This window comes from Pseudomaricurvus albidus (assembly GCF_018863235.1).
GTDB lineage: Bacteria > Pseudomonadota > Gammaproteobacteria > Pseudomonadales > Cellvibrionaceae > Pseudomaricurvus > Pseudomaricurvus albidus.
Genome location: NZ_JAHKRS010000003.1, coordinates 271,145 through 294,333, shown reverse-complemented (window position 1 = coordinate 294,333; position 23,189 = coordinate 271,145). Strand labels below are relative to the sequence as shown.

The following is a 23,189-nucleotide window of genomic DNA, read 5'->3' as shown; positions in this document are numbered from 1 at the left end:
ACCGGCCTTGGCTGGCATCCCGCTAAACCCGCCCTTTTGGGGGCGCTCCTCGCAGGTTAAGTCTCTCGATGTCGGTGGCGGTTCAGCCGTTGTTGGTAGGGGGCTTGACCCCCAGAACACCGTTGACGGTCACTTTCTCGCCGTTTCTCAACACTTCGATTTCGATCTTGTCTCCCGGGCGCCCCTGGGCCACCTGCATCATGCTCAGGCGGCCGTCGCTAACGGTCACATTGTTCATGCGCAAAATAATATCGCCGGGTTGCAAACCGGCTTTAAAGGCGGGGCTGTTGTTGTAGATGGCGGTAATGATGACGCCGGTCGGGGCGTTCAGCTTGAATGATTGAGCCAGCTCAGGAGTCATTTGCTGGGCCTCAATGCCCAGCCAGCCACGCACAACCTGGCCGTAGCTGACCAGGTCCCGCATGACTTTTACTGCGGTATCTGCCGGAATGGCAAAGCCGATGCCTACAGAAAAACCGGTCTTATCCAGAATAGCGGTGTTAATGCCCAGCAGGTTGCCGTGGGCGTCGATCAGTGCTCCACCAGAATTACCTGGATTGATAGCCGCGTCGGTCTGAATGTAATTCTCGTAGGTGTTGATTCCCAGCCCGTAGCGCCCGGTGGCACTGATGATGCCCTGAGTGACAGTCTGTCCGACCCCGAAAGGATTGCCGATAGCCAGCACCACATCGCCAATCTGTGCGTTGGCAGGGTCACCCACCTTGATGGAGGTGAGGTCAGTGAGAGGGATTTTCAGGACGGCCAGATCGCTTTCGGGATCGGTGCCCACCAGTGTGGCCTGGGCCTCACGCCCGTCTTGCAGCAGCACCAGAATTTCGTCGGCGCCTTCGATCACGTGATTGTTGGTCAGCAGATAGCCTTCCGGGCTGATGATAACTCCAGACCCCAGTGCAGATTGCATGCGCTCCTGTTGGGGCAGGTCAGAATTATTGAAAAAGTGGCGGAACAGCGGGTCGTCCAGCAGCGGGTGGCGCCGGCGTTTCAGCTTGGTGCGGGTGTAGATGTTCACTACGGCAGGTGCAGCACTGTTCACCGCCTCAGAGTAGGATACGGGGCCGCCCCAGCCATTGGAGCTGGGGGTTAGTGTGCCTATATGAAAGTTGCGATCAGTTGTGTTGTCGCTGCCGGCGCCATTGCTGTTCAGCCATAATATGATGCAGGTGCCGAGCAGTAGGCCGGCAATGACGGGCCAGCCAAAAAACTTCGTCAGGCGGGAAAGAGGCAAGTGGAGCTCCGCGTATCTGTTTTTGTGGTGTCGACAGCAATTTCGGGGGAAGTCTAAAAAGCCGGTGACAAAAGTGATCTCATGAGAAGCGGATTATAGAGGGGAATGCTGTTGCTAGGCCAGTCCGCAGGGCGGTTTGACCTCCCGCCGCGGACTGGGGAGAGAGGTCTTGAGGTGGTGTTACGCGTCCGTTTTGCCTGCTTTGGGCTTCAACGGATGGTCTGTGGTGTCAGATGGGTGAGGGTCGAGTCCGAAATCTTCGCTCAGTTGACCCTTGCCATCGGCAGCTCTGGGCGCCCAGTCCCGAGGGGCAACGGTGTCGTGGCTACCATCGGTTTCCTGAGTTGATTCTTTCTGTGTATGGGAAAGCAGCTTGCCGTCGGCGGCGTCGATCAGCTGGCGGCTGATGTCAGGATTGGTCAGCTTGAGGGCGCTGTCGGCGAGGTATTCGTGGACCTCTTTGTAACTTTGGGTCAGGGAGTTCACCAGTTGGGAGGTCTCAGCAAAGTGTTCCGTGACATCCTGCTGGTATTCTTTCAGCTTGTCCTCAGCCTGTTTGACTCTGCTCTCCAGTTCGCGATTTTGCTTTTCGTCGGGGTGCAGGGACTTGGTCAGAAGGGATCCAAGCGCTGCGCCGATGAGAAGGGCGGCAATGGCGGTCATGATAAGTGTGCTGAGAGTGAACACTAATTAGTCTCCTGGTTAACAAGCGGTTAAAGCAATCTTTGAATTAAAGCATCGCGTGACAGCGAGCCAGGGATTGGGCTGGACTTCGCTGCGAAGCGAACGCAAGAATAGCACCTTCGCTCAGGAATGCCGTTGTTTTATGGTTCGTTGCTATTATCAGGGGCTTCCTTGTGACTTTTATTATACGCCCATTCTTTGGCGCTATGCTCATTCTTTATGGGGGAAACTGGTCACAGCCTGTGGCGTTTTTACTGAGAGGTCTGGTGCGGTAAGGCTTGCGCAGGTGTATTGAGGTCGCTACAGTGAGCGCCGATTTGTCGCCGAGGGCCTTGGGTGCCGCGCCGGCAGCAGCGATCGAGCTGTCTAACTTCCTGTTTTTGATGTTATTAAAGATAGTAGAGCAATGAAACTCATGGCATTTATATTTCCAGAGCGGGCATCTGCAGAGCAGGTGTCTCCATGACTGGGTCGGGCATGATGGTGAGTGCCGAGACGCCCCTCGAGCGCTATCAGGCCGACCTCAAAAAAGATGGCTTTAACTATGATCCTGCTCAGGAGATGGCCGTCGAGTTGCTGCAAGATCTCTATGACCGGTTGGTGAGTGCCTGGCAACAAGAGCAGGCACCTAAAGGGTTTGTTGGGCGTCTGAAAGGTGTGTTTGCCTCAGAGTCTCAACGTGAACTGCAGCGAGGGCTGTACTTCTGGGGTGGTGTCGGTCGCGGCAAGACCTACCTGATGGATAATTTTTATGAGAGCTTGCCTTTTTCCGACAAGATGCGGGCTCACTTTCATCGCTTTATGCGCCGTGTACATCAGGAGCTGCGCTCGCTGGATGGTCAGAAAAACCCGCTCAATACCGTTGCCGATCGCCTGGCTAAAGAGGCGCGGGTAATTTGTTTTGATGAGTTTTTTGTCTCAGACATTACCGATGCCATGATTTTGGGGACTTTGATGCAGGCCCTGTTTGATCGGGGGGTCTCGTTGGTGGCAACGTCGAACATTGTGCCCGACGGCCTCTATAAGGATGGTCTGCAGCGGGCCCGTTTTTTGCCGGCGATTGATATGCTGAACAAGCATACGCTGGTGGTGAATGTGGATGGTGGTGTGGACTACCGTTTGCGGGCGCTGGAGCAGGCCGAGCTGTATCATTTCCCCCTGGACGCAGAAGCGGATGCCAGTTTGCTGGCGAGTTTTGAAAGTCTGGTGCCGGACAAGAATGAAATACGTGCCAATACCTCGATTGAGGTGGAGGGACGTCCGATACGGGCGCGTTTTGAGGCAGATGATGTGGTCTGGTTCGATTTTATGGCGCTGTGTGACGGTCCCCGCTCTCAGAACGACTATATTGAGCTGGCCAAGGAATATCATGCCGTTTTGGTGGCCAACGTGCCCGCACTGGCGCGTGATACGGATGATCAGGCTCGCCGCTTTATCAATATGGTGGATGAGTTTTACGACAGGAACGTAAAATTGATTATTTCTGCTGCCAATCCGCTGGCTGAGATCTATGGTGGTGGCAAGCTGAGTTTTGAATTCGAGCGTACGGTCAGTCGTCTATTGGAGATGCAGAGTCAGGAATATCTGGCGGCGCCCCATCGCCCCTAGTCCGGTTTGGGTGGGGTGTCGAAAGGCTGATTGGGCAGGTGAGTTTGTGCTTGCGCCCGGCGGGGGTTGTCTATATACTCCGCGCTCCCTTTTTTGGGCTTGTTTACAATATTCGTCGAATCAAAGGCAAATACAACATGAAGACTATTAGTGCCAAACCAGGATCAGTTCAGCAAGACTGGTTCATTGTCGACGCAGAAGGCAAAACTTTGGGCCGCATGGCCGCAGAGATCGCAACTCGTCTGCGTGGAAAGCATAAGCCAGAATACACCCCTCACGTTGATACCGGTGACTACATCGTTGTCGTTAACGCTGAGAAAGTGCGTGTAACTGGTAACAAAGCCAAAGACAAGATCTACCACAGCCACACCGGCTACCCTGGTGGTCTGAAGTCCATCAGCTTCGAAAAGCTGATCGACAAGGCTCCTGAGCGTACTATCCAGAGTGCTGTTAAAGGCATGCTGCCCCGTGGGCCGCTGGGTCGTGCAATGTTCAAAAAACTGAAAGTTTACGCTGGTACCGAGCATCCACATGCTGCGCAACAGCCTAAAGAACTGAACATCTAATCAGGAGCTGATGATAATGGCTGCAACACAATACTACGGTACCGGACGCCGTAAAACTTCCACAGCTCGTGTATTCATTACTCAGGGCAGTGGCAACATCGTTGTTAACGATAAAACTCTGGATGATTACTTCGGCCGCGAAGTGGCTCGCATGATCGTGCGTCAGCCGCTGGAGCTGGTTGATATGGTTGAAAAGTTTGACATCAAAGTAACCGTCAAAGGTGGCGGTAGCTTCGGTCAGGCTGGCGCCATTCGTCACGGCCTGACTCGTGCTCTGATGGAGTACGACGAGAGCTTGCGTCAACCTCTGCGTGCTGCGGGTTATGTTACTCGTGATGCTCGTGAAGTTGAGCGTAAGAAAGTGGGTCTGCGTAAAGCACGTAAGAAGCCTCAGTTCTCGAAGCGTTAATTCGTTTCTGCAAACAGAATCGTCTTGTTATCGCGATTCGGCTTGCACAAAATTGGCCCAGATTGCACTCAGTCTGGGCTTTTTTTTGCGCCCCTGTCTAGAATACCCTTATTGAAAAGGTGGTTATGCCTTGTCACAGAGGGGCAACTTCTTTACTATGTGGCGATTTATTTAAGCTATTTTAGACATCCGTAAATCTTTAAAATTCAGTAAGTTACTGACTGTTTTGTAGGCACGTGCAGCCAGTAGGTCACATGTTGTTAAAGTAACGCTGTTATGGGAGAAAAACGTCATGAGCAATGACGGAGTGAACGCAGGTCGGCGCCGTTTTCTGACGGCCGCTACCTCTGTAGTTGGGGCTGCAGGTGTTGTGGGGGCTGCTGTTCCTTTTGTGGGTTCGTGGAATCCTAGCGCCAAAGCCAAAGCTGCAGGTGCACCAGTTAAAGCGAATTTGAATAATATCGAAGAGGGTCAGATGGTGGTCGTAGAGTGGCGCGGAAAGCCCGTCTACGTTGTACGCCGTACGGCAGAAACCCTCGCCAACCTCCCCAAGTTGAACGATGAGCTGCGCGATCCTGAGTCGGTTGAGCCACAACAGCCTGAATACGTGAAAGGCGTGGCCAGAACCATTCCGGGTAAGGAAGAGTTCCTGATCTTGCTGGGTCTGTGTACTCACCTGGGTTGTGCGCCTATGTACCGTCCCGAAGTGGGTGCGGCCGATCTGGGCGGCGATGACTGGCTGGGTGGTTTCTTCTGCCCGTGTCACGGTTCCAAATATGACCTTTCCGGACGAGTTTACAAAGGTGTTCCTGCACCAACGAACCTGGAAGTACCCCCGCACTCATACGACACTGACTCGGTGATTACCGTCGGTGTGGATCAGGAGGCTTAAGAATGAGCAAATGGACTGATTTTATGGGTTGGGTTGACGCACGTTTGCCAGTGACGCGCGCGTGGGAAACCCACATGAGCAAGTACTACGCTCCCAAGAACTTCAATTTCTGGTACTTCTTTGGGGTGCTCTCTATCCTGGTTCTGGTTAACCAGCTGCTGACCGGTATCTGGTTGACCATGAACTACACGCCAAGTGCCGAAGAGGCATTTGCCTCGGTGGAATACATCATGCGTGATGTGGACTACGGCTGGCTACTGCGGTACATGCACTCCACCGGCGCCTCGGCGTTTTTTGTGGTGGTTTATCTGCACATGTTCCGTGGCTTGATGTACGGTTCCTATAAGGCGCCGCGTGAGCTGGTGTGGATCTTCGGGATGACCATTTATCTGGCGTTGATGGCAGAGGCCTTTATGGGCTACGTACTGCCATGGGGTCAGATGTCCTACTGGGGTGCTCAGGTAATTGTTTCCCTGTTCGGTGCTATTCCGGTTGTGGGTGATGATCTGGTTCAGTGGATTCGCGGTGACTATCTGATCTCCGGTGCTACGCTTAACCGTTTCTTCTCTCTGCACGTGGTTGCGTTGCCGATTGTTATTCTGGCTCTGGTGGTGATGCACATTCTGGCGTTGCACGAAGTGGGCTCTAACAACCCCGACGGTGTTGAGATCAAGAAGAACAAAGATGAAAACGGTGTGCCAAAAGATGGCGTTCCTTTCCATCCGTTCTATACCGTGCACGATCTGGTAGGTGTGACAGTATTCCTGTTTGTCTTCTGCTTCGTGATGTTCTTCATGCCGGAGATGGGTGGTTTCTTCCTGGAATACGCGAACTTTGAAGTCGCTAACGGTCTGAAAACTCCTCCGCACATTGCGCCGGTTTGGTATTTCACGCCTTTCTACGCCATCTTGCGTGCTGTCACCATTGATATCGGTCCTCTGAGCTCCAAGTTCCTGGGTCTGGTGGCCATGGGTGGTGCGATTGCGATTCTGTTTGTCCTGCCCTGGCTGGACAAGAGCCCGGTTAAATCCATGCGCTACAAAGGTTTCATGCCTCGCGTATCGCTGTTGCTGTTTGCTGCCATGTTTGTGGTACTGGGTTACCTGGGTGTGAAAGCGCCAACTGAAGGTCGTACTGTACTGGCTCAGCTGGCAACGGTTTACTACTTCGCCTTCTTTATCCAGATGCCGATGTACACCAACCCGCTGAAAAAGCAGACCGGTATCGTCAACATTGTTGTCAGCCTGCTGCTGGGTGCCCTGTTGCTGAAACTGTCCTGGGATGGTGCAAGTAAGTACCCGCTGTTTATCGTTCTGTTTGGTACTGCAATGGCTCTGTTTGTTGCCGCTACGCCTTGGTTGACCGCCAAAGACGGTGTTGAAGCCGAGCCGGAGCGTGTACAGGCGAAAGGTCTGCCGAAGCTGCTGGTTTGGGGTGGTTTCCTGCTGTTCCTGGTGCTGACCGTTGCCCCAATCAAAGCAGTTGCTGCTGAAGGTGCTTTTGATTGCGGTTCTATCCAATGTGATAAAATGGAGCCGGATCTGCAAGACAAGGAGTCCCTGCAGCGTGGTGCCAAGTGGTTTGCCAACTACTGCATGGGGTGTCACTCAGCAAAGTTTTCTCGCTACCAGCGGGTAGCGGATGACCTGGGTGTTCCTCATGACGTGATGATGGATAACATTGTCTTTGGCGATCAGAAAATCGGTGAGCTGATGGATATCTCCATGCAGCCGAGCCAGTCAAAAGGCTGGTTTGGTGCTTCGCCACCGGATCTGACGCTGGTTGCCCGCTCTCGCAACCCAGAGTGGCTGTATACTTACCTGCGCAGTTTTTATGCCGATGACACGCGTCCTACTGGTGTGAACAACAAGGTATTCGACAAGGTTGCCATGCCGCATGTCATGCTTGAGCTGCAAGGCCTGCAAGAGTGTGCGCCGGGTCCAAAACTGGATCATCACGGCAAGGTCATTCGTGATCCGGTAACCGGTGAAGCCATTGCTGAAGCCGAGTGTGGCAGTCTGAAAGTTGGCGAAGTAAAAGGCACCATGGATGAGAAGGAGTTTGATCAGGCTATCTACGATCTGGTGAACTTCCTCGAATACGTCGCCGAGCCCATTGCTGTAGATCGCGAGCGTATCGGTGTGTACGTGTTGTTGTTCCTGAGCGTACTGTTTGTCTTTGTCTATCTGCTGAACCGTGAATACTGGAGAGAAATCCACTAGATTTTCGGGGTTTGGCTTTCCGGGCGGGCTGCAAGAGCAGTCCGCCCGTTTGTGTTTTTAAATTCTACTTATTGAGGTGAAGCCCATGGGCGTTGTTGCCAAGCGTTCTTCCATGACCTATTTCTCTGATGCCTGTGATCATTACAGTCATCGTGTTCGTATTGTTTTGGCCGAAAAAGGTGTGTCTGTTGACATTATCGATGTAGATCCCAAAAACAAGCCTGAAGAACTGGCGGAATTGAACCCCTACAATGCTTTGCCAACTTTGGTTGACCGCGAATTGTCCCTGTACGAAACCAAGGTCATGATGGAGTATCTGGATGAGCGTTTCCCTCATCCCCCGCTGTTGCCTGTTTACCCGGTGGCCCGTGCACAAACCCGTCTTTGGATGCACCGTATCGAAAACGACTGGAGCCCGCTGGTAGATACCATTCTCAATGGTAAAAACAAGGAAGCGGCTGCCAAAGCCCGCAAAGAACTGAAAGAAAGTCTGCTGACCATTGCGCCGATTTTTGCTGAGCTGCCTTACTTTATGAGTGAAGAGTTCACCATTGCTGACTGCTGTCTGGCTCCAATTTTGTGGCGTCTGCAACAGATGGAAATTGAACTGCCCAAGACCAAACAGGCCAAGCCTTTGCAAGACTATATGGATCGTCTGTTCGCCAGGGAGTCCTTCCAGGAGAGCCTGACAGAACTTGAGCGGGAAATGCGCCTCTAAATCGTTGCTGAATCAGTGCACTTGTCAATGGTCAGTGCCGTTATGACACAGTCAATGTGGTCTTGTGACCAGGTAAGGAACTTTTAATGGGTATGACATCTAGCCGGCCGTATATGATACGGGCACTGTATGACTGGATAGTGGACAACGAGTGTACGCCTTATTTGCTGGTGGACGCTCATGCCTCTGACGTCGAGGTGCCGCAGCAGTATGTGAACAAGGATGGTCAAATTGTTCTGAATATTGCGCCAACCGCGGTGGTGGGTCTGTCCATTGAAAATGCCGCAGTAACATTTAATGCCCGCTTTGGCGGTATTCCAACGGATATCTATGTACCTTGTTCCGGCGTGCTGGGCATCTACGCACGTGAGAATGGTCAGGGAATGATTTTTGAACCTGAGCCAGATCTGGATCCGGAACCGCCAAAACCGACCACCAAAACCAAGCCGGAAAAACCGGTTGAGTCTCAGGGCGATAGCAAGCGCCCCAGTCTAAAGGTGGTCAAATAAGCGGTTTGAAAGACTGCTCCTTCAAAAAGGCGCTGCCCCAGGGTGAGCGCCTTTTTTGTTAGTGGGCTGACAGTTAATAAAGCAGGTTATATAGCAGCATGACAAAGCCCCAAAGCAAGACAGAGAAAAAAATCGATAATAATATTCGCCTGGCGTTAACCGATGTCTGTGAACAGGCTCTGGGCCAGCTGCAGGGATTTGAGTGGTTGACTCATCAGGCGAATTACACCAACTTCCCCGCAAGTTTGGTGGTTACCTGTGTGTTCGATACCGAAGATAACCTTCAATTGGCGGAAGCGAGCGGTGAGGCTGACGTGCTGAAAAAACAGATTCAGGCCAAACTGCTAAAGGTTGGTGTGAAGTTTAAGGCTTTGAATCGGCAAGTAATGTTTGATTCCGAAGAAGCCTGTGAGGCTCAGAGTGGCGGCAACTGGGCGCAGAGATTGGAATCGCGAAAGGAGCGCAGTGTGGCAAAGAACCGCCCGCACTGATGTTTAGAGCAGATTAACCAGACGGCACATTGAGCTGCCGTCTGGGTTCTATTGGCGCTGTTACTGCTGCAGTTCTTTTTCGCTGAACTGACCGGCAAACAGAATGCTGGACAGATAGCGCTCGCCGGAGTCCGGCAGAATCACAACAATATTCTTTCCGCCATTCTCCGGTAATTCCGCCAGATGCAGGGCTGCTGACAGTGCCGCGCCGGACGAGATGCCCGCCAAAATGCCTTCTTCTTTCATCAGTCGTTGTGCCATTTCAATGGCGTTTTCATTACTGACCTTCTCGACGCCATCGATCAGAGAAATGTCCAGATTCTTGGGAATAAAGCCGGCACCAATACCCTGAATTTTGTGGGGTGACGGTTTTAATTCTTCTCCAGCCAGAGTTTGACTGATCACTGGCGAGGCCTCCGGTTCTACCGCGATGCACTTAACATCCAGCCCCTTGGTGTTTTTCAGGTAACGGGCAGTGCCGGTCAGGGTGCCACCGGTTCCTACGCCGGCGACAAAAATGTCCACCTGGCCATCGGTGTCTTCAAAGATCTCGGGGCCAGTGGTTTTCTCGTGGATTTCCGGGTTGGCCGGGTTTTCAAACTGCTTCGGCATGAAGGTGCTGTCGGGGTTTTTGGCGGCGATTTCTTCCGCTTTGGCAATGGCGCCATTCATGCCTTTTTCGCCGGGGGTCAATTCCAATTCCGCACCCAGAGCTTTAATCAGCTGGCGACGTTCCAGACTCATGGTGTTGGGCATGGTGAGAATCAGCTTGTAACCTTTTGCAGCGCACACAAATGCCAGGGCAATACCGGTATTGCCGCTGGTGGGCTCGACCACAGTCATACCCGGTTTCAGCGCGCCGCGTTTTTCGGCGTCCCAGATCATGTTGGCGCCGATGCGGCATTTAACCGAGGTGGCGGGATTGCGTGACTCCAATTTAACGAAGACATTTTTATCGGTTATCCGGTTCAGCTTGACCAGCGGTGTGTGACCGATAGTCAGTGAATTATCTTGGTAAATGTGGCTCATCACTTAAATCCTTTCGTTGGTTAATGGAGCTTAACTGGCCATTGAAACGCACCGTGATACGGCTGGCAAGTAAAACTATATATAGCCTTTTTGGATTAACATAAATTTAGTAATTACGAATTCGTATTGGTGACTTGCTTCTAACTCCTTAATACTGAACTCGTAGTCCTTAGAAAATATAATGAAAAGGAGCGTTGTATGGCCATTTTGGAACATACCCTTGGAATCCTGCTACACCCGGATAAAGAATGGAAAGCGATTCGCAACGAGCGCCACTCATTCTTACAGGTTTTTATCAGTCATGTGCCGTTTCTGGCGCTAATACCAACTATAGCTTCTTATTATGGTGTCACTCAGGTAGGTTGGACCGTTGCTGACGGAGAGCCCGTTCGACTGACCGCTGCCAGTGCCATGAGCCTCTGTGCAGCAACCTATGTGGCATTGCTGGCCGGTGTTTATGTTCTGGGGGAATTTATCAACTGGATGGCAAAAACCTATGGCGTATCCGAAACCGAAGAGGTTCGTCATTATGAGGGGACTGCGCTTGCGGTGTATGTATCTACGCCGATTTTTCTGGCCGGGATACTCCAGGTGTATCCCGATCTCTGGGTCAATGCGATCGCCACAGTGATTGCTGGTGCCTACGCGGTGTATCTGGTTTATGAGGGTATCCCGATTCTGATGAACATTTCCAAAGAGCAGGCCTTTATGTACGCCACGTCGGTCGTGACAGTCGGGCTGGTTCTGATGGTGATTGTCCGTGTGGGATCTGTGCTGGTGTGGGGCATGGGTATGGGGCCGGTGTACGTCGATTGACGATGCGAAAGTTCAGTAAATTCTTCAGTCAAAAAAAAGGGCCAATTGGCCCTTTTTTTTGTGTTTCCAGCTTTGGATTTTCCCTGTTTTATCGATTGTTAGCGGAGCTGCCTCTGAACGTCGGATGTAAACTGATGGAACTTGGAGATAAACATATCCTGATAAGACGCGCCCTTGTCACTCTGGAACCAGACAAAGACGCAAAGGTTCAGGATAACTGTCATCCAGAAAGCGACACGAAACTCTGATTTTCTGGATTTGTGTCTCAGCAGTTGTTGGGCGAAGACTGCTCCCGGCCAGCCCCCCAGTAAGGCGAACAGGTGCAGAGTGCTTTCTTTTGTGCGCCATCGGTTGTTTTTGGCTGCGGATTTATCCAGCGCGTATGCAATAAAAGTCATAAGGCTGAGTGTTGCGTACAGCAGCAAGAGCTCCAGCGGCAGTCTGTGTGTTGCCGTGGCGGCTGCCAGAAATAGCAGAAAGGCAATTGCGAGAACTGTGGAAAAAATGCCTGTTCTCTGTTGTTTCTGTGAGGATGTTTTTTCGCCGGGGAGTCCAACATGAGTGGCGCATGGGCGACCTTGTCGGTCTACACCGGTTTTGAATCGAACGGATTGTCCGACACCTTCAAAGGTTTGGCGGTTAATGACATTTGAAATGTGGAAGAAAATTTTCCCTCTGCCATTATCCTGCCTGATAAAGCCAAAACCCTTGTCGGCATTCCATTGTGTAACTGTTCCTGTGTACTTCATGACAAGCTGATACGATCCCTTTTGGTATTTTCTTCTGGGTAAGCCGCTTTTAAATTAGAGCAGTGGTGGCACCGGACAATCCAGACAGTCGGCAATCGCTCTGAACAGTTCGTATTCCTGAGGATCAATTTTACCGTCGTGCTGGATGCAGGTGATCAAGGCTTTCAGCAATGCCGGTTTCTGCAATGGTTTGAGTTGCTGTAATTGTTCAATGGCACTGTCGAGCATGGGTAAGGAGATTTGGCCGTCTCCGAGCAGTGGCAGGTTGGCCAGACCCAGTTGCGTCATGGCGCTGTTGTAGGCCGCTTCAGCAGGAGCGGAAGCATCGTGACCTGCGGTGGCGAGCGTGCTGATTAGCTGCTGACAGGGAACCCCAAGTTGCCGAAGGTTGGCGTTGTGAGCCTTGCTGGAATTCTTGTGTTCCATGGTGTTCATGAGAATGCGATAGAGCGCCCACTCGAAAGTGTCTACCTGTTTGTCGGCCTTGATCAGGGCGATGACATTTTCTTTAAACACCTGGTACTGAGGCGCAGACAGGGTTTTCAGTGCCGAGGTTGTCAGAGTAAACAGTGGCAGGCGCAAAGTCCTTGGCAATTGCTGGACGGAGGCTTGCAGCTCCTGAGTTAATTTGAACACAACAGGATGCGCTCGTTGTTGCAGCTGTTGCCACTGGCTGTCGGCGGTGTTGGGTTGGATCAGAAGGCTGTAGATAATGGCTCTTGCGGCAAACGGGTCGTGAGCAGCTTCCTGCAAGTGGGCAGGAATATCTTTCAGAACCTGTTGTGCCTGATGTACGTGTGCGGGCGTGGGAGAGCCAATGTCGCCGAGTGACAGGTCTTCTGTGGCGACTTCTCTGGTTGTTGCCGTTGAGTCGCTCTGTTGAGCGCCTGCGCCTGAAGCAAATTCACTCACCGCTTCGTTGCCGGTCGCTGATGCCGATTCGCTGACGGCGGCGAACTCTCCTTTCCAGTTCGGGTCAATGCGCTTGATGCGGGTTTCCAGTGGCGGGTGAGTGGCCATCAGGCTGTTCATGGAAGACAGAATCGCCTCGCCGAAATACATGTGGCTGTATTCTTCGGCATTGGGATGACGTATCTCGGCAGCATGACTGAAGCCGCCAATCTTTTGCAGTGCCTGGCTGATGCCATCGGGATTGCGGGTAAATTGCACGGCAGAAGCGTCTGCCAGAAATTCTCGCTGGCGGCTGACGGCGGCTTTAATCCATTTGCCAAAAAACGTACCGGCGTAACCGAGGATCACCAGTCCCAGCCCGAGGCCAAGCATGGCAATGCCGGAGTTGTCTTTATCTCGCGAGCGGCTGCTGAAGCCCTGGCTGTACATGCCGCTGCGCAACAGAATAGAGCCCAGCAGGCCAATGATCAAAATGCCGTGAAGAATGCCGATCAGGCGGATGTTGATGCGCATGTCGCCGTGCAGGATATGACTGAACTCGTGGGCAATCACCCCTTGCAACTGTTCCCGGTTGAGCAGTTTCATGCAGCCGCGCGTCACGCCAATGACGGCGTCGTTGGCATCGTAGCCTGCGGCAAAAGCGTTAATGCCCTCTTCATCCAGCAGGAAAACCGGCGGCACCGGTGTGCCGGAAGCAATGGCCATTTCCTCGACGACATTGAGCAACTTGCGCTCATCGGCATCGGCGGTATTGGGTTGCAGGCGTCGGCCGCCCAGGGACTCAGCGACCTTTTCACCGCCACCGGATAGCTGCATGAGTTTATAGAGACTGCCAATGGCCACCACGCACAGCACCACGGCGGCAATACCGCCCACCAGATCCCAGCTGACGATTTGCATGATTCCCGTAACGCCGCCATCTATCTGCTGCAGGGGGGCGTGGCGCTTTTGGTTTTGAACATCGAAATAGTGGAGAAAACCCGCAACAAAGAGCGTTGTGATTGCGATCAGGCTGAGTACTGCCAAACCGAAGAGGACGATTAGGCGGGTGGTGTTTTTGCGAGCCTGATCCTGATGTTCAAAGAAGTTCATGGTGCCAGCTTTAGATGTTGAGGTGCATGAGGGAGCGGGAGGGCCCAGCGCATTAAGGTGTTGGCTGGCTATTCCTCCCGCTGGAGTGATTCAGAAGACTAAAACGAGATTTTGGGGGCGGCCTGGATTTCGGCGGAATCTTCAAATTCCAGCAGGCTGGCGTCTTCGCGATGACCAAAGAATCCGGCGAAAAAGACTGGTGGGAAGGTCTGTTTGTAGGTGTTGTAAGCCGTGACAGAATCGTTAAACGCCTGGCGTGAAAAAGCCACCTTGTTTTCGGTGCTGGTCAGCTCTTCTGACACCTGCATCATGTTCTGGTTGGCTTTGAGGTCCGGGTAGGCTTCCATAACCACGTTAAGACGTCCCAGCGCGCTGGACAGAACGCCTTCGGCGCCTCCCAGTGCATGCATCGCCGCACTGTCTCCGGGGGCATTTGATGCAGCCTGCAGGCCTTGTACTGCGCCGTTGCGGGCGCTGATCACGGCTTCCAGAGTCTCCCGCTCGTGTTTCAGGTAGCCTTTGGCAGTCTCGACCAGGTTGGGAATCAGGTCGTAGCGGCGTTTCAGTTGGACTTCAATCTGGGAAAACGCATTTTCATAGCGGTTTTTGAGGCTGACCAGCTGGTTGTAGATCCCGATGATGTAAAAAATCAGGCCGGCGATAACAACCAGGATGATGATGGATGAAATATCCATAGGTATAAATCCCTTATTCTGTCTGGAGGTGCTGTGATGTTAGCGATCTTGCGCTTAAATTTCTAAACTTTATGGTCAATTTAGCCCAAAAGTGAACGGCATATTAGCATGATCGGTATATGACGCTATGGCTGGATGTCATTGAGTGAAGTTCTGTTTATAATTCAGCGATCGTAGAAATTTTTAAGATAAGGGTAAGGTCTTATGTCTGATCCAGTTGTGATTGTAGGTATGGCTCGTACCGCCATGGGCGGTATGCAAGGTATGTTCAGCAGTCTGTCATCGACTGAGCTGGGCGCCGAAGCGATTCGCGGTGCTTTGGCGGACGCCGGTATTGAAGCCGAGGCAGTCGATGAAGTACTGATGGGCTGTGTTCTGCCTGCGGCTCTGGGGCAGGCGCCTGCGCGCCAGGCGGCTCTGGGTGCGGGTATTCCGAAGTCGGCACCCTGTACTACCCTGAACAAGGTGTGTGGTTCCGGCATGAAAACCGTCATGATGGCCCACGATGCCATCCTTGCTGGCAGCGCTAACGTCGTTGTGGCCGGCGGTATGGAAAGCATGACCAATGCACCTTATATGATGCCTCAGGGCCGTGGTGGTTACCGTTTCGGTCACGGCGAACTTCTGGATCATATGTTGTACGACGGCTTGCAGGATGCCTATACGGGCGGACCCATGGGAACCTTTGCGGAAGCCTGTGCCGAGAAATTCGACTTCTCCCGTGAAGATCAGGATGCCTACGCCATCACTTCTCTGACTCGTGCCAAAGAGGCCATTGCAGAGGGCAAGTTCAAGCGTGAAATCGTGCCGGTAACTGTGAAAACCCGTAAAGGCGAGACGGTTATTGATACCGATGAGCAGCCGGGCAACGCTTTGCCTGACAAAATCCCTACCTTGCGTCCGGCTTTCAAAAAAGACGGCACTGTGACCGCAGCCAATGCCAGCTCGATTTCAGACGGTGCTGCAGCACTGGTGCTGATGCGTCAGTCAGAAGCTGAAAAGCGTGGCCTGAAAGTCATCGCCACCATCAAGGGTCACTCACAAAACGCACAGGAGCCCGAGTGGTTTACCACTGCGCCGGTGAAGGCTATCGCCAAGCTGATGGATCGCTGCGGCTGGAGCTCCGACACCGTTGATCTGTTTGAGGTGAACGAAGCGTTTGCGGTTGTGGCTATGGCGGCCATGAAAGAGCTATCCATCGATCACAGCAAAATGAATGTTCATGGCGGCGCCTGTGCACTGGGGCACCCTCTGGGAGCCTCCGGGGCGCGTATTCTGATCACATTGCTGGGTGCCATGGAAACCTATGGCAAGAAAACCGGTATTGCCAGCCTGTGTATCGGCGGCGGTGAGGCGACCGCGATTGCGGTTGAGGCCAGCTAAGGCCGGAGTTTAAAGCCTCAGTGTCACGCTGTTGTGAAAAGCCTCCATCTCGGAGGCTTTTTTTGTCTGTGTGTTAGTGGCGGGAGAGATTGTTCGCTGTCAGATGTCGCCGGACCGCCCTCCGGCATTGATGGCTACAGGGGGTTTTGGTATAAGCTGTGGTGAATAAACACAGCGACGGTGATAAATCGCTAAATACGCTGATAAATCGCTAAATTTAGTCGCCCTTTGATCATTTAGGATGTTTTATGACCACCGAGGTTGTCCCTCAGGAAGCTGACGAAAAAATCGCGCTTAAAACCTATGCCGAGAAGGCTTACCTGGATTATTCCATGTACGTCATCCTCGATCGGGCTTTGCCAAATATTGGTGATGGTCTGAAACCGGTGCAGCGGCGCATCATCTATGCCATGAGCGAACTGGGCCTGAAGTCTACGGCCAAGTTCAAGAAGTCCGCTCGTACGGTGGGGGACGTGATTGGTAAATTCCACCCACACGGCGACTCAGCGGCCTATGAGGCCATGGTGTTGATGGCTCAACCCTTCTCCTACCGTTACCCGCTGGTCGATGGTCAGGGGAACTGGGGCGCGCCTGATGATCCCAAGTCGTTCGCGGCCATGCGTTATACCGAGTCACGGTTGACCAAATACAGCGATGCGCTGCTCTCTGAGCTGGGGCAGGGCACGGTGGAGTGGACACCGAACTTTGACGGCACCATGAACGAACCTGCTGTACTGCCGGCTCAGGTGCCCAATGTGCTGTTAAACGGCACTACCGGTATTGCCGTGGGCATGGCGACGGACATCCCGCCGCATAACCTGCGCGAAGTGGTCAATGCCACCGTACACATTCTGGAAAATCCCAAGGCAACGGTTGATGATCTGATTCAGTTTATCCCCGGCCCGGACATGCCTACCGATGCTGAAATCATCAGCCCGAGAGAAGATCTGAAAAAGCTGTATCAGACTGGCCGAGGCAGTGTGCGCATGCGCGCTCTGTGGACTCAGGAAGCGGGTGATGTTGTCGTTACCGCGCTGCCCCATCAGGTCAGCGGCGCAAAAATTCTGGAACAGATTGCGGCCCAGATGCAGGCCAAAAAGCTGCCTATGGTGGCGGATCTGCGCGATGAGTCGGATCATGAAAACCCAACCCGACTGGTGATTGTACCGCGCTCCAATCGTATCGATGTGGAGGCGATGATGAACCACCTGTTCGCCACTACAGATCTTGAGCGCACCTATCGTGTCAACATGAACATGATTGGCATTGATGGTCTGCCACAAGTGAAGCCGCTGGATAAAATTCTCAGCGAGTGGTTGAGCTTCCGCATGGTGACGGTGCGACGTCGTTTGCAACACCGTCTGGCGAAAGTTGAAGAACGCCTGTCGCGTTTGGCCGCGTTGATGATCGTCTTCCTCAATGTGGATGAAGTGATTCACATTATCCGCACGGAAGATCATCCCAAGCCGGTCCTGATGGAACGCTTTGATCTGACCGAAGCCCAGGCCGAATACATTCTCGAAACCAAGTTGCGTCAGTTGGCGCGACTGGAAGAGATGAAAATCAAGGAAGAGCAGGCAGCACTTGAGAAAGAACGTGAAGATCTGAAGCAAACTCTGGACTCGGCACGTCGACTGAAAACTCTGGTGAAAAAAGAACTGTTGGCTGCTGCTGAAACCTACGGTGATGATCGTCGTTCGCCGATTGTCAGTCGCAGTGAAGCCCAGGCATTCAGTGAAACGGATCTGCTGGGCAGTGATCCTGTCACCGTTGTGATCTCTGAAAAAGGCTGGATTCGTTCCGCCAAAGGCCATGACATTGATCCGACGGCCTTGAATTACAAGTCGGGTGATAATTTCAAGATGTCGGTGCAGGGCAAAACCAATCAAAGTGTCATCCTGCTCGACTCAACCGGACGCAGTTATGCATTGCCGGCACACACTCTGCCTTCTGCGCGGGGGCAGGGCGAACCGATAACCGGCCGCCTTAATCCTTCCAGTGGCTCCACCTTTGAGGGGGTGTTGATGGGCGGTGATGATCAGCGCTTGTTGCTGGCATCGGACGCGGGCTACGGCTTTGTTGGCAAGATGAGTGATCTCTATACCAAAAACAAGGCCGGTAAAGCCGCATTGACTCTGCCTAAAGGCGGGCGTGTTTTGCCGCCGTTGATGATTAAAGATCCGGCCAATGATTTGCTGGCGGTTATCAGCAACGAAGGTCGTTTGCTGGTGTTCCCGGTGAGTGAGTTACCGGAGCTGGCTCGAGGTAAAGGCAACAAGGTGATGAACATTCCTTCTGCCAGAGTGCAGTCCCGTGAAGAGTTTGTCGTGGCCTTGAAAGTGATTGCCGCTGGAGAGCAGTTGGTAATTTATTCCGGCAAGCGTCATTTGACATTGAAAGCCAGCGATCTGGATCATTATCGAGGTGAGCGGGGCCGTCGAGGCAACAAGTTACCTAGAGGGTTCCAGAATGTGGATGCAGCCGAAGTGAAATCCTGATTTCTGATACAGCGGTATAAGCCACATTAGAACGCGCAATCAGGTAACAGAGATTGCGCGTTTTTTATTGCCTGTATTTTCTGTTAATGCTCGTCACAGGTTTCAGGCAGATTGACTTCAAAGCGGGCCTGAAAATTTTCGATTTCGCCCGCTGTCATATGCAACCCCAGTTTGGTGCGACGCCAGAGAATGTCCTCGGCGGTGCGTGCCCATTCGTATTCAATCAGGTATTTCACTTCTGCAGCATAAAGGCCTGCGCCAAAGTGCTCTCCCATTGCTTTCATGTTGCCAATGCCTTTCAGCAGTTGAAAGGTCAGACTGCCGTAGGTGCGAACATAGCGCTTGTTCAGTTGCGCGGGCAGCCAGGGAAAGGTTTTATTCAGAAGCTGGATCAATTCGGCGGGTGACGAAAAGTCGCCGCCGGGCAGAGGTTCTTCTTTTGTCAGGCTTGGGCCGGCGGCCGGGAAAAACTCACTCAGGTGATCGACCACGGCTTCTGATAGTTTGCGGTAGGTGGTGATCTTGCCGCCGAACACGGACAGCAGTGGCGCTTGATGTTCGGGAGCGTCGATTTCAAAGGTGTAATCCCGGCTGGCACTCTGAGGGTTGTCGGATTCATCGTCCAGTAACGGGCGCACGCCAGAGAAAGAAGAGATAACCTTGTCTCTAGAGATCGTGTTTTTAAAGTGCTCGTTGGTGATTTTCAGCAGGTAGTCAATCTCTTCGTCTGAGATGCAGGCCTGTGTCGGATCGCCGCTATATTCAACGTCAGTGGTACCAATCAGGGAAAAGTTGTCCTCGTAGGGAATCACAAACACGATGCGTTGATCTTCATTTTGTAAGATGTATGCCTGTTCACCATCGTACAGTCGGGGGACGATAATGTGACTGCCTTTCACCAATCGGATTTCTCTGGGGGGTGGCGTTCCGAGGGCGGTTCCGAACAGCTCGGATACCCAGGGGCCGGCGGCGTTAACCAGTGTCTTGCAGGTGACGCTCAACAATTGCCCGCTGTTTCTGTCGGTGAGTTCAACCTGCCATTGTCCATTCTGGCGTCGGGCCGATTGGCAGCGTGTGCGGGGTATGATGGTGGCGCCATGGTCTCTGGCCGCGATGGCATTCAGTACCACCAGTCGGGCATCGTCTACCCAGCCATCGGAATATTCAAATCCCCGGTGCAGATGACTCGCCAGTGGTCCGCTCGCGGTAAAACGAATGCCGCGAGAGGCGGGCAGGGCGGTGCGTTTCGCCAGATGGTCGTATAAAAACAAGCCGATTCGAATCATCCAGGCGGGTCGCAGATGAGGTCGGTGAGGCAGCTGAAAGCGCAGCGGCCACATGATGTGAGGGGCTTTTTTCAGAAGGACTTCCCGTTCGGCGAGAGCTTCTCGCACCAACCGGAATTCATAATGCTCCAGATAGCGCAAGCCACCGTGAATCAGCTTGCTGCTTTTGGACGAGGTGGATGAAGCGAGATCATTCATCTCGCATAGCAGAACCTTTAAGCCTCTGCCGGCCGCATCTGCCGCAATGCCTGTGCCATTGACGCCGCCGCCTATCACTACCAGGTCGTAATTGGCATCTTGGTTATTCATATTAGCCTCATTTGATGTGGTCATTAATAGGAGCAGAAAGTCATAGAAACCGAAAATAATCTAGTCGCTATTGATCAGGTCTTTTGAGGGTCGATCCCGGTTAAAACGCAGTCGGCGGCGGTAAGGGTAGGTGTTTTCAATGTGGCCGTTGAGCAGAGAGTTTTGAATGCTCTGCCAATAGCGATAATCGTAGAGGTCGCTGTGTTGGCTCTCAAACGCCTTGCGTGCGGTTGGGTTGCCGGTGAAGAACAGTCGAAACTCTTCAGGGAAAATATCGTTTTCGCCCACGGTGTACCAGGGGCGGTCGGACATCTCTTCCATTTCGTTGCGCGGTTCCGGAATTTTCCGGAAGTTGCACTCGGTGATCGCACAGATTTCGTCGTAATCGTAGAACACGACTCGCCCGTGACGGGTGACACCAAAGTTTTTCAGCAACATGTCGCCGGGAAAAATATTGGCAGCGGCCAGTTGCTTGATGGCATTGCCGTACTCATCCATGGCGTCATAGGTCTGTTCTTCATTGGCTTCTTTCAGGTAAAGGTTGAGCGGTGTCATGCGGCGCTCGGTGTAAACATGTTTGATGATCACCCACTTGTCGTTAATTTCCAGTTTGGAAGGAGCTACTTTTTGCAGTTCTTCCAAAAGCTCATCGCTGAAACGATTGCGATAGAAAATAAAGTTCGAGTACTCCTGTGTGTCCGCCATGCGGCCGGCCCGTTCACTGCGTGAAACCAGTTTGTATTTTTGTTTGACGATGTCTTCTGTAACTTGTTTGGGGTAGTCAAATTTGTCTTTGATGATTTTAAACACAATGCTGTAGGACGGCAGTGTAAACACCGTCATGACCATGCCTTTGATGCCAGGGGCGATAATGAATTTGTCATCACTGTTTTTCATGTGCTGGAGTATGTGCCGGTAAAACTCGGTCTTGCCATGCTTGTTGAACCCGATGGCGGTGTAAATTTCAGAGATTTCCTTGCTGGGCATAAAAGAACTGATGAACCGTACCAGTCGGGAGGGTATGGGAGCGTCCACCATGAAGTAGGAGCGGGTAAAGCTGAAGATGATGCTGGCACCGTCCCGATCAAAAATAGCCGTATCGATATAGATGCCGCCTTCTTCATTGTTGAGCATGGGAAACACAATGGGAAGGTAACGGTTGTCGATGTTGACCCGTCCAATCATGTAGGCGCCTTTGTTGCGGTAAAAAATGGTCTCCAGTATGTCGAAACGCAATCCTTTCCACAGCCCGTCCTCGCCGGCGGGGACTTTTTCCCGAATGGCATTGATGACACTGTCGAGATCGCGGTCAAGGTCTTCCCAGGGGACAGAGAATTCAAAGTCCCGCATGACTTGTAACAGAGTTTCTTTTAAGTTGTTCTCTACCTGATAGCTCAGATAGATGCTGTAGTCTTTTAAGGGTTTGTCTTCGAGGGGGCGGGAGGCCTTGACGAAAATGTTGCGATCATGAATGTGGTTGTGATGAAACTGGGAGCAGAAAATCGAGTTGTAAAACGTCTCTGCGATTTCATAATTGCTATGACCTACAGTTAGCTGCGCATAGGTGGTTTTCGCTTGCTGCCACAATTCAAGGTCGCTGACATCTTTGCTGGTGACACCGGCGACCAGTTTACAGACCTGATCCACCTTATTTTTATACAGTTCAATACGGTCATAATGAGCTTCCTGTATGCCTTGCCAGTCTGCTTTCTCAAAGCGCGCCTTTGCCCCCAGTGTCATATTCTGGAAGTCGGCGAAGTAGGCATCAAATCCGTTGAGAATGGTTTTTGCGATGCGTTTGGCAGTGGGCGTAAGAGACTGCTTGCTCATAAATCGTGTCCGGCTCTTTGGTCATGTTAATCCGCGCAAACTACGGGAAGAGAGAATCGATAAGTGTTGTTATCATGATGGCGTATAAACTAAATACTGTCATCTTTGTGGGAGTTTTTGTGGAAAAGTGGAAAAAGGGTAAGGAAATGTGGCGAACAGCGATTAACTTGATATTGAAGTGGTCGATCTGCGGGTGCTTGCTGATGGGTAATTCACTGCAGGCTGCTGTGGTATTGCAGTATCACCATGTGTCTGACGAGACGCCGGCGTCCACATCCACTTCCCCGACCTTGTTTCGTGAGCACATGGCCTACCTGGCCCAAGAGGGCTATGAGGTGGTGGCCCTGCCAGAGCTTCTGGCCAGTTATGTCTCTACCGAGGGGCAGCGTTTAAAGCAGGTGGCCATTACCTTCGATGACGGCTATGAGAGTGTGTATACCAAGGCCTACCCCGAGCTGCGCAAACGCGGCTGGCCATTTACGGTGTTTGTAAATACCAAACCCCTGGATGAGCATTGGAAGGGATTTGCCAGTTGGAAGCAGTTGCGGGAAATGGCCGCCAATGGCGCTACCATTGCCAATCACACCACCAGCCATGACCACTTGATCCGAAGGCTGGACGGTGAAACTGAACATAAATGGCGTCAGAGGGTTAAAGAAGATTTGGTTTTGGCCGAAAAGCGTATTAAGCAGGAGACCGGACAAAGTCATCGCATACTGGCGTATCCTTTTGGCGAGTATGATCTGTCTTTGATGAAATTGCTCGAATCTCTGGGTTTTGTGGGTTTTGGGCAGCATTCCGGGCCGTTGGGGAGCATTCATTCTCCTCAGGCTTTGCCGCGTTTCCCTTTTGGAGGGCATTACGGTGGCATCAGTGACTTTGCCCAAAAGGTTTCCAGCTTGCCGATGCCTGTGGAGTCAGTGTCTCTTAAAGCAGCCCCTGATACAGATATCGACCCCTTATTGCCTATAACCGATAGCCGTCCGTCGCTGGTTTTGACGGTGGAGTCTGAGGCGTTGGCAAAGGGCATAAACTGCTTCGCCAGTGGACAGGGCCGGGTGCAAACTCAGGTGGATAATCACCAGGTGGATGTGGTCTTAACCGGGGCCTTGCCGGCCGGGCGAAGCCGCATTAACTGTACAGCCGCCGCCGGCAAAGGACGGTTTTACTGGTTTTCCCAGCCTTTTTTTCGGCCGAACGAACAGGGGGAGTGGCCGCCAGAGTAGTTTAGAGCACCAAGTGGTA

20 protein-coding genes and 1 pseudogene are annotated in these 23,189 nt (G+C 52.5%); 12 read left to right on the top strand and 9 right to left on the bottom strand.

Annotation, left to right across the window (positions count from 1 at the left end):
- Positions 1–82: 82 nt before the first annotated feature.
- Positions 83–1,246, bottom strand: a complete 1,164-nt coding sequence (locus KOI40_RS07800; RefSeq protein WP_216096931.1) for a trypsin-like peptidase domain-containing protein — start codon at positions 1,244–1,246, stop codon at positions 83–85.
- Between the two features lie 180 nt (positions 1,247–1,426).
- A complete protein-coding gene (locus KOI40_RS07795; protein WP_216096930.1) occupies positions 1,427–1,933 on the bottom strand; it encodes a Z-ring associated ZapG family protein in 507 nt (168 codons plus the stop codon).
- Positions 1,934–2,392: 459 nt separating this feature from the next.
- On the opposite strand from KOI40_RS07795, the gene zapE reads away from it, so the two are divergent.
- The 8 genes from zapE (at position 2,393) to KOI40_RS07755 (ending at position 9,345) form a co-directional block, all read left to right on the top strand.
- Positions 2,393–3,538, top strand: coding sequence for a cell division protein ZapE (gene zapE, locus KOI40_RS07790; RefSeq protein ID WP_233710104.1), 1,146 nt, complete (start codon positions 2,393–2,395; stop codon positions 3,536–3,538).
- A 137-nt stretch (positions 3,539–3,675) separates the two neighbouring features.
- Positions 3,676–4,104, top strand: coding sequence for a 50S ribosomal protein L13 (rplM, locus tag KOI40_RS07785; protein ID WP_216096929.1), 429 nt, complete (start codon positions 3,676–3,678; stop codon positions 4,102–4,104).
- A gap of 16 nt (positions 4,105–4,120) precedes the next feature.
- A complete protein-coding gene (gene rpsI, locus KOI40_RS07780; protein ID WP_216096928.1) occupies positions 4,121–4,513 on the top strand; it encodes a 30S ribosomal protein S9 in 393 nt (130 codons plus the stop codon).
- A gap of 292 nt (positions 4,514–4,805) precedes the next feature.
- On the top strand, positions 4,806–5,405 hold the full coding sequence (petA, locus tag KOI40_RS07775) for a ubiquinol-cytochrome c reductase iron-sulfur subunit (RefSeq protein ID WP_216096927.1): 600 nt from the start codon (positions 4,806–4,808) through the stop codon (positions 5,403–5,405).
- 2 nt (positions 5,406–5,407) lie between these two features.
- A complete protein-coding gene (locus KOI40_RS18740; protein ID WP_216096926.1) occupies positions 5,408–7,627 on the top strand; it encodes a ubiquinol-cytochrome c reductase in 2,220 nt (739 codons plus the stop codon).
- A gap of 85 nt (positions 7,628–7,712) precedes the next feature.
- Positions 7,713–8,345, top strand: a complete 633-nt coding sequence (gene sspA / locus KOI40_RS07765) for a stringent starvation protein SspA (RefSeq protein ID WP_216096925.1) — start codon at positions 7,713–7,715, stop codon at positions 8,343–8,345.
- An 86-nt stretch (positions 8,346–8,431) separates the two neighbouring features.
- Positions 8,432–8,854, top strand: a complete 423-nt coding sequence (locus KOI40_RS07760) for a ClpXP protease specificity-enhancing factor (protein ID WP_304504179.1) — start codon at positions 8,432–8,434, stop codon at positions 8,852–8,854.
- A 98-nt stretch (positions 8,855–8,952) separates the two neighbouring features.
- The gene (locus KOI40_RS07755; RefSeq protein WP_216096923.1) at positions 8,953–9,345 is read left to right on the top strand and encodes a Fis family transcriptional regulator; all 393 of its coding nucleotides are present in this window, start codon (positions 8,953–8,955) and stop codon (positions 9,343–9,345) included.
- Between the two features lie 60 nt (positions 9,346–9,405).
- On the opposite strand, the gene cysK is transcribed toward KOI40_RS07755, so the two are convergent.
- On the bottom strand, positions 9,406–10,374 hold the full coding sequence (cysK, locus tag KOI40_RS07750; protein WP_216096921.1) for a cysteine synthase A: 969 nt from the start codon (positions 10,372–10,374) through the stop codon (positions 9,406–9,408).
- A gap of 198 nt (positions 10,375–10,572) precedes the next feature.
- On the opposite strand from cysK, the gene KOI40_RS07745 reads away from it, so the two are divergent.
- Positions 10,573–11,190, top strand: a complete 618-nt coding sequence (locus tag KOI40_RS07745; RefSeq protein WP_216096919.1) for a Yip1 family protein — start codon at positions 10,573–10,575, stop codon at positions 11,188–11,190.
- Between the two features lie 98 nt (positions 11,191–11,288).
- Here KOI40_RS07745 and KOI40_RS18395 read toward each other — a convergent pair whose 3' ends face one another.
- From KOI40_RS18395 to KOI40_RS07730, 4 genes and pseudogenes are all read right to left on the bottom strand, one after another.
- Positions 11,289–11,588 (bottom strand): DUF1294 domain-containing protein, encoded by a 300-nt coding sequence (locus KOI40_RS18395; protein WP_233710103.1) that lies wholly within the window; start codon positions 11,586–11,588, stop codon positions 11,289–11,291.
- A 216-nt stretch (positions 11,589–11,804) separates the two neighbouring features.
- Positions 11,805–11,939: pseudogene (locus KOI40_RS18845) on the bottom strand (cold-shock protein); the annotation flags it as partial.
- Positions 11,940–11,993: 54 nt separating this feature from the next.
- Positions 11,994–13,943, bottom strand: coding sequence for a M48 family metallopeptidase (locus KOI40_RS07735; RefSeq protein ID WP_216096916.1), 1,950 nt, complete (start codon positions 13,941–13,943; stop codon positions 11,994–11,996).
- Positions 13,944–14,041: 98 nt separating this feature from the next.
- A complete protein-coding gene (locus tag KOI40_RS07730) occupies positions 14,042–14,638 on the bottom strand; it encodes a LemA family protein (RefSeq protein ID WP_216096915.1) in 597 nt (198 codons plus the stop codon).
- Between the two features lie 204 nt (positions 14,639–14,842).
- Between KOI40_RS07730 and KOI40_RS07725 the strand changes: the two genes are divergently transcribed.
- Both KOI40_RS07725 and parC read left to right on the top strand, forming a co-directional pair.
- Positions 14,843–16,021: an acetyl-CoA C-acyltransferase gene (locus KOI40_RS07725; RefSeq protein WP_216096913.1), complete on the top strand. Its 1,179-nt coding sequence runs from the start codon at positions 14,843–14,845 to the stop codon at positions 16,019–16,021.
- Between the two features lie 248 nt (positions 16,022–16,269).
- Positions 16,270–18,519 (top strand): DNA topoisomerase IV subunit A, encoded by a 2,250-nt coding sequence (parC, locus tag KOI40_RS07720; protein WP_216096912.1) that lies wholly within the window; start codon positions 16,270–16,272, stop codon positions 18,517–18,519.
- Between the two features lie 83 nt (positions 18,520–18,602).
- On the opposite strand, the gene glpD is transcribed toward parC, so the two are convergent.
- Together glpD and aceK are read right to left on the bottom strand one after the other, a co-directional pair.
- Positions 18,603–20,114, bottom strand: a complete 1,512-nt coding sequence (glpD, locus tag KOI40_RS07715; RefSeq protein ID WP_216096910.1) for a glycerol-3-phosphate dehydrogenase — start codon at positions 20,112–20,114, stop codon at positions 18,603–18,605.
- Between the two features lie 60 nt (positions 20,115–20,174).
- On the bottom strand, positions 20,175–21,944 hold the full coding sequence (gene aceK, locus KOI40_RS07710; RefSeq protein WP_216096909.1) for a bifunctional isocitrate dehydrogenase kinase/phosphatase: 1,770 nt from the start codon (positions 21,942–21,944) through the stop codon (positions 20,175–20,177).
- 203 nt (positions 21,945–22,147) lie between these two features.
- Here aceK and KOI40_RS07705 point away from each other — a divergent pair, with 203 nt between their 5' ends.
- Positions 22,148–23,170 carry a polysaccharide deacetylase family protein gene (locus tag KOI40_RS07705; RefSeq protein ID WP_216096908.1) on the top strand — a complete coding sequence of 341 codons (1,023 nt, stop codon included), beginning with the start codon at positions 22,148–22,150 and terminating at the stop codon, positions 23,168–23,170.
- The last annotated feature ends 19 nt before the right edge of the window (positions 23,171–23,189 follow it).